The sequence below is a fragment of the Nitrosomonas sp. Nm166 genome, from assembly GCF_900112825.1.
Lineage (GTDB): Bacteria > Pseudomonadota > Gammaproteobacteria > Burkholderiales > Nitrosomonadaceae > Nitrosomonas.
The window spans coordinates 40,723-47,499 of record NZ_FONE01000025.1; the positions used below are offsets into that span (position 1 = coordinate 40,723).

A 6,777-nucleotide genomic window follows, 5' to 3' on the forward strand; every position below is an offset into this window, starting at 1 on the left:
TTGGAGTGAGAGTATGCCAGTATTTAGCTTAACTGCTATCAATCCGTTTGGTTTGACGGACGTAGGAACTTTGGCCGCCCCTGCCTTAGCGGATATCGATAATGATGGGGATTTGGATGCCTTCGTGGGTGAGGTATTTAACGGTACCTTGTTTTTCAGAAATACAGGAACAGTCAGCAGTCCAACGTTTGCGGCAGCTGTCGCTAATCCGTTTGGTTTGAGTAATGTCAGTTTCTACGCTAACCCCACTTTAGCGGATATCGATAACGATGGGGATTTGGATGCCTTCATAGGTAATGCTGATGGTAACACGTTGTTTTATAGAAATACGGGGACGGTCAGCAGTCCAGCGTTTGCGGCAGCCGTTACTAATCCGTTTGGTTTGAGCGATGCAGGCACACAAGTGAGTCCAACCTTTGCGGATATTGACAATGATGGGGATTTGGATGCCTTTATCGGTAATTCTGATGGCAATATATTGTTTTTCAGGAACACGGGTACAGCCGGCAATCCGACATTTGCTGCGGGAATTCAGAATCCGTTCGGTTTAAGTGACGTAGGCTTCCTGGCCAATCCCACCTTTGCCGATAATGATGGTGATGGTGATTTAGATGCCTTTATTGGTAACCTTGATGGCAATACGTTGTTTTTTAGGAACACGGGAACTGCCACTGCTCCAGTGTTTGCTGCGGCCAGCACCAATCCGCTTGGTTTAAGTGATGTGGATTCCAATGCAAGTCCTGTTTTTGTAGATATCGACAATGATGGTGATTTGGATGCTTTTGTCGGTAATAGAGATGGCAATACATTGTTCTTCTTGAATGATTCCTCGGCTGTGTTTCTGGCTAGCACGGCAGGAAACGATATTCTGACAGGTACAGCAGCATCTGTGCATGATACTGTCAGCTATGCTTCTGCTGCCGGCTCAGTCACCGTTTCCCTGATTGTTACTACGCAGCAAAATACGGGTGGTGCCGGATCAGATACCTTGACCAATATCGAAAATCTGACCGGTAGCAACTTTAACGATAATCTGACGGGCGATGGCAAGAATAATGTCTTGAATGGCATGAATGGTGATGACACGCTCAATGGTAATGCTGGAGCAGATGTGATGATCGGTGGTTTGGGTAACGATACTTTTGTAGTGAGCAGTACTGGAGATGTCGTGATTGAATACCGCAATGAGGGCATTGACAAGGCCAACAGCGCGGTGACTTATACACTGCCAGTAGACGTGGAGAATCTCACTTTGACTGGTACGTTGGCTGTTAACGGTACCGGTAATGGCTTAAATAATGTTTTGGTGGGTAATGCAGCCGCTAATCGATTAAATGGCGGCGGCGGTAACGATACGCTTGATGGCAGAGCTGGTGCGGATACTATGCTCGGCGGATTGGGTTTTGATAATTATGTGGTTGATAATGTGGATGATACCATTACCGAAAACCCTAGTGAGGGCACTGACAAGGTCAGCAGCAGTGTAACGTATACATTGCCCGCGAATGTAGAGAATCTCCTGCTGACAGGTGCAACAGCCATTAATGGCACGGGCAATAATCTAGCCAATAGCATTACTGGAAATTCAGCCAATAATCAGTTAAACGGCGGAGGGGGTAACGATATTCTTGATGGTAGCACGGGTACCAATACATTCACAGGTGGTGCCGGTGCAGATATTTTCCGGATTACTACGGCCGGTCACATTGACACAATCACTGACTATAATGTGGCTGCAGATACTATCCAGCTTGAGAATGCTGTGTTTACCGCATTAATGGGGACAGGTGTCTTAGCCGCCAGCCGATTCAGAGTCGGCGCACAAGCATTAGATGCCAATGATTTTATTATCTATAACAGTACAACGGGTGCTTTGCTATATGATGCCGATGGCAATGGCGCGGGAGCTGCGGTACAAATTGCTACGCTTGGTGCAGGGCTGAGCATGACCAATGCGGATATCGTGGTGATCTAGTTATGGATGAGGGATCCTCAGATTAATCAGAACTCATTGAGCCTGGAAAATTTTTCCTGGCGCTTTTTCTCATCAAAATAAAGTGGCTCATTGGGTTCGAGCCGGTGTCCCAAATTCGGAATTTGTACCCAGAGATCAGGAAACTCTCTCAATCTTCTGAAATGACGGGCATTTTTCTTGAAACCCGGTTTGTTATCTAGCGAGTACAGAAGCTCGAATAACAACAACTATCCTGAAATATCAATTTTGTTCGCGCTGTTAGCCTGCTTTCAATAGAAGCAGATACTCCAGCTAAGTCTGAAGTATCTGTACGTGAAAATATAATTTCAAGTATGAATCTAATGAATCCAGCCGTTTAATTTTCAGATGCTTGTTTATTACAGAATGTTGCAATTGCTTGGTTGGCTTCATTAATTCGTTTCTGACGCATGTCATCATCGACATAAGCAATTCCACCACTGCCATCTGGAATGGTTAAACGGGGTGAATCACTATACATTCTAAGCCGGCTTTGGGCATCAATGCATTTCTTTTTATTTTCTTCCGCTTTGGCTAACTGCTTGGCTTCTTCCTCCTTTTTCTGCTGCTGGCGCTTGTCAAACTCAAGCCTTTCCTCACTCAAAGTTTTAGATTGATTTATTGCATTATTTGTCGGTGCAGATACCGATTTGAGATTTAGGCGTTGTTTTTCCCTTGAAACGCCGGGTGGAGGCGGTTGATCTGTATACTGTGTTTTGCCATTTTCATCAACCCATTTATAAACTTGGGCATTAGCTGTTACACTGAGTAGCCATATAAGTCCAGTCCATACAAAAAATTTCATCGAATGTTCCTCGAGGTGAATAACTTAATAAACATCGGACACGCCTTTAGGTAACTTGAAGGCTTATTGTATTACCTTGCATGAGCGGAAATTGCTGTATTCTAGTGAATGGGGGCGAAATTTGTGGTTGGTTTGGCTATAATGTCACTTTGCAAAGGATTGTTATTATGCAGTTGATTCAAAAAGCACTCACTTTTGATGATGTTCTTTTAATTCCGGCTCATTCGACAGTTTTGCCACGTGATGTCAGCCTGACGACACAATTAACCCGCACAATTGCCCTCAATATTCCATTGGTGTCGGCTGCGATGGATACAGTTACCGAGGCGCCATTGGCCATTGCCTTGGCGCAGGAAGGCGGTATCGGAATTATTCATAAAAACATGTCGATTGAGGCCCAGGCAGCGCATGTGGCACAAGTCAAGCGCTTCGAAAGTGGGGTAGTTAAAGATCCTATTACCATCCATCAGGATATGACCGTGCGTGAGGTGCTTGAACTGATACGCCGGCATAAAATCTCCGGATTGCCGGTGGTAGATAGTAAAAAAGTGGTCGGCATTGTAACTAACCGGGATCTGCGTTTTGAGACCAATCTCGATCAGGCCATCAAGCACATTATGACCCCCAAGAATAGGCTGGTGACGGTCAAAGAAGACACTTCACGCGAGGAAGTATTGGCGCTGTTACATAAGCACCGGCTGGAACGCGTGCTGGTCGTCAATGATCAGTTTGAATTATGCGGTCTTATTACGGTTAAGGATATTATCAAAACCTCTGAATATCCGTTGGCCAGCAAGGATGAACAAGAACGATTGCGCGTTGGCGCAGCCATTGGGGTTGGGGAAGGCAGTGAAGAACGTGCGATTGCGCTGGTTGAAGCGGGCGTCGATGTGATTGTGGTCGATACCGCGCATGGTCATTCACAGAGTGTTCTGGATCGTATCGCATGGGTGAAGAAGAATCTGCCATCCGTGCAGGTGATTGGCGGAAATGTTGCAACGGCTGTGGCTGCCAGAGCCATGGTGGATCAAGGTGTAGACGCAGTCAAAATAGGCATTGGCCCGGGCTCCATCTGCACCACTCGGGTTGTGGCTGGTGTCGGTATCCCGCAGATTACCGCCATTCATAATGTATCCGAAGCGTTAAAAGGCAGTGGTGTGCCCATCATTGCCGATGGCGGTATCCGCTATTCAGGCGATATCGCTAAAGCTTTAGCAGCAGGCGCAGATGTGGTTATGTTGGGCGGATTATTCGCTGGCACTACAGAAGCACCGGGGGAAATTGAATTATATCAAGGCCGGTCCTATAAAAGTTATCGGGGTATGGGTTCGCTTTCAGCCATGCAGCAAGGATCCAGCGACCGTTATTTCCAGGAAAAAGAGCAGAAAAGTAATGACAAGCTGGTTCCCGAAGGTGTTGAAGGCCGTGTTCCCTTCAAAGGTAGTATTTCAGGCGTCATTCATCAGTTAATGGGGGGTGTACGTTCAAGTATGGGTTATCTGGGCTGTGAAACGATTGCTGATATGCACGAGAGAGCTGAATTTGTTGAAATTACGTCAGCTGGTATTCGTGAATCGCATGTGCACGATGTTCAGATTACCAAAGAAGCTCCCAACTATCATGTCAAGTAAGAATTAATTTCAATGCATCAGAAAATCCTTATCCTGGACTTTGGATCCCAGTATACGCAGTTGATTGCCCGGCGTATCCGTGAAACGAACGTTTATTGCGAATTGCATCCGCATGATGTCAGTGCGGAGTTTATCAAAGAATTTTCTCCCAAGGGCATCATACTATCTGGCGGTCCTGCTTCGGTTACTGAAGATGAAACACCTCGTGCGCCGCAAATCGTGTTTGAACTCAATATTCCGGTACTGGGTATCTGCTATGGTATGCAAACAATGGCGGCGCAGTTGGAGGGTGTTGTTGAAAATGCGCTGGTACGCGAGTTTGGCTATGCAGAAATACTAACGACACAACATGGCGTGTTATTTGAGGAAATTAAAGACCGTACCAATGCAGCCGGAAACCATGTACTGGATGTCTGGATGAGCCACGGGGATAAAGTAGTTGCTTTGCCTGCCGGGTTCCAGGTGATGGCATATAACGCAGCAACGCCGATTGCTGCAATGGCAGATGATAAGCGTCAGTTTTATGGTATTCAGTTTCATCCTGAAGTTACTCATACACTTCAAGGCAAAGCGATTATCGACCGTTTTGTGCACGATATCTGCGGCATTGGATATGACTGGAATATGCCGGATTATGTCGATGAGGCGATTGGCAAGATCCGTGCAACTGTGGGAAATGATCAGGTCATCCTGGGGTTGTCCGGTGGTGTTGATTCCTCAGTGGCGGCCGCATTGATCCATCGCGCCATTGGAGATCAACTTACTTGCGTATTTGTGGACAATGGTCTGCTACGTGCTAATGAAGCCAAGCAGGTCATGGAAATTTTTGCCAACTACCTGGCCGTGAAAGTGATTCATATCGATGCCAGCCGTGATTTTTATAGAAATCTTAAAGGCATCACAGATCCTGAAACCAAACGGCGAATTATTGGGCGTGAATTTATCGAAGTATTTCAGCGCGAGGCAGCAAAAATCAGCGACGCCAAATGGCTTGCGCAAGGCACAATTTACCCTGATGTGATTGAATCTGCCCACGGTAAAACCAAAAAAGCCCATACCATCAAGTCGCATCATAATGTAGGAGGGCTGCCTGAAACACTCCACCTTAAATTACTCGAGCCGTTGCGCGAACTATTTAAAGATGAAGTAAGGGAATTAGGTCTGGTGCTTGATTTGCCGCGCGAAATGGTATTCCGTCATCCATTCCCCGGACCCGGATTGGGCGTGCGTATTCTAGGCGAGGTCAAATATGAATATGCCGAGTTATTAAGGCAAGCGGATCAAATTTTTATTGAAGAATTGCAACATTCGGGCTGGTATGAAAAAACATCACAAGCTTTTGCGGTTTTCTTGCCGGTCAAATCCGTTGGAGTGATGGGTGATGGGCGCACCTATGAATACGTGATTGCCCTAAGAGCGGTGCAGACCCAGGATTTTATGACCGCAAACTGGGCGGAACTGCCATACTCTCTGTTAAGTAAGGTTTCTAACCGCATCATCAACGAAATTCGCGGCATCAACCGCGTTGTCTACGATATTTCCGGTAAACCGCCAGCAACCATTGAGTGGGAATAAGACAATGAATTTGGATTCAATTTAATAAACCAAAGGTTGTTCTTACTCTTTAATAGTTATTTCTACCTTGAGTTCATCCAATGGAGCAACTGCAACAGGAAATGATTCTGCTGGTTTGGTTGATGGGGGTGAATGGAGCGCCTATTCTGCTGGCAAAACTTGCTGGCAAACGGTTTAATTATCCTATTGATTTCAATAAATTATTTTTTGATGGAAAACCTATTCTGGGCTCGTCAAAAACGTTCCGAGGCCTATTTTCAGCGTTATTAATGTCGATTCTCATTGGCAATATTTTTACAGTACCTTTGTTGATCAGCTTATTGTTTGGCATCCTATCGATGGCGGGTGATCTTACTTCGAGTTTTATCAAAAGACGTTTGGGTTTGCCACCCAGTTCCATGGCATTGGGTCTGGATCAGATTCCGGAATCCCTGTTTCCGCTCCTGGGATGCAAAGCACTGCTGGGGATCAGTATGGAGCAGGTTGTCTTTGTCGTATTGGTATTCTTCGTGATGGAACTTGTCCTTTCATGGATTTTATTTCTGTTCAAGATCCGTAAAACCCCTTACTAAACCGTGAAGAAGGGTTGAATTGAGTATTCCTGAGGTTTCTGATATTAACTAGTCGGCCCTGAAAAAGCATCTATCAATTATTTTTTTAAGAACCTGTTTGCAAAATTAATAACGTCGTCGCAGAAGCAATTGAACGAAGGCAATTTGAATCCACACTTCCGAAGATGCAGGCAAGATTTCATGATCTTTACATAAACGTCG

General features: G+C 45.6%; 5 protein-coding genes. 4 read left to right on the forward strand and 1 reads right to left on the reverse strand.

Features of this window, described 5'->3' with window-relative positions; genetic code table 11:
- The first annotated feature begins 13 nt into the window (after positions 1 to 13).
- The gene (locus BM021_RS08515) at positions 14 to 1,975 is read left to right on the forward strand and encodes an FG-GAP-like repeat-containing protein (protein WP_090720613.1); all 1,962 of its coding nucleotides are present in this window, start codon (positions 14 to 16) and stop codon (positions 1,973 to 1,975) included.
- Between the two features lie 355 nt (positions 1,976 to 2,330).
- Here the strand turns inward: BM021_RS08515 and BM021_RS08525 are convergent, their stop codons facing one another.
- The gene (locus BM021_RS08525; RefSeq protein ID WP_090720615.1) at positions 2,331 to 2,798 is read right to left on the reverse strand and encodes a DUF4124 domain-containing protein; all 468 of its coding nucleotides are present in this window, start codon (positions 2,796 to 2,798) and stop codon (positions 2,331 to 2,333) included.
- Between the two features lie 167 nt (positions 2,799 to 2,965).
- On the opposite strand from BM021_RS08525, the gene guaB reads away from it, so the two are divergent.
- The 3 genes from guaB (at position 2,966) to BM021_RS08540 (ending at position 6,576) form a co-directional block, all read left to right on the forward strand.
- Positions 2,966 to 4,429, forward strand: a complete 1,464-nt coding sequence (gene guaB / locus BM021_RS08530) for an IMP dehydrogenase (protein ID WP_090720616.1) — start codon at positions 2,966 to 2,968, stop codon at positions 4,427 to 4,429.
- 12 nt (positions 4,430 to 4,441) lie between these two features.
- A complete protein-coding gene (gene guaA, locus BM021_RS08535; RefSeq protein ID WP_090720617.1) occupies positions 4,442 to 6,004 on the forward strand; it encodes a glutamine-hydrolyzing GMP synthase in 1,563 nt (520 codons plus the stop codon).
- A gap of 80 nt (positions 6,005 to 6,084) precedes the next feature.
- The gene (locus BM021_RS08540; RefSeq protein ID WP_218147843.1) at positions 6,085 to 6,576 is read left to right on the forward strand and encodes a CDP-archaeol synthase; all 492 of its coding nucleotides are present in this window, start codon (positions 6,085 to 6,087) and stop codon (positions 6,574 to 6,576) included.
- Positions 6,577 to 6,777: the final 201 nt, after the last annotated feature.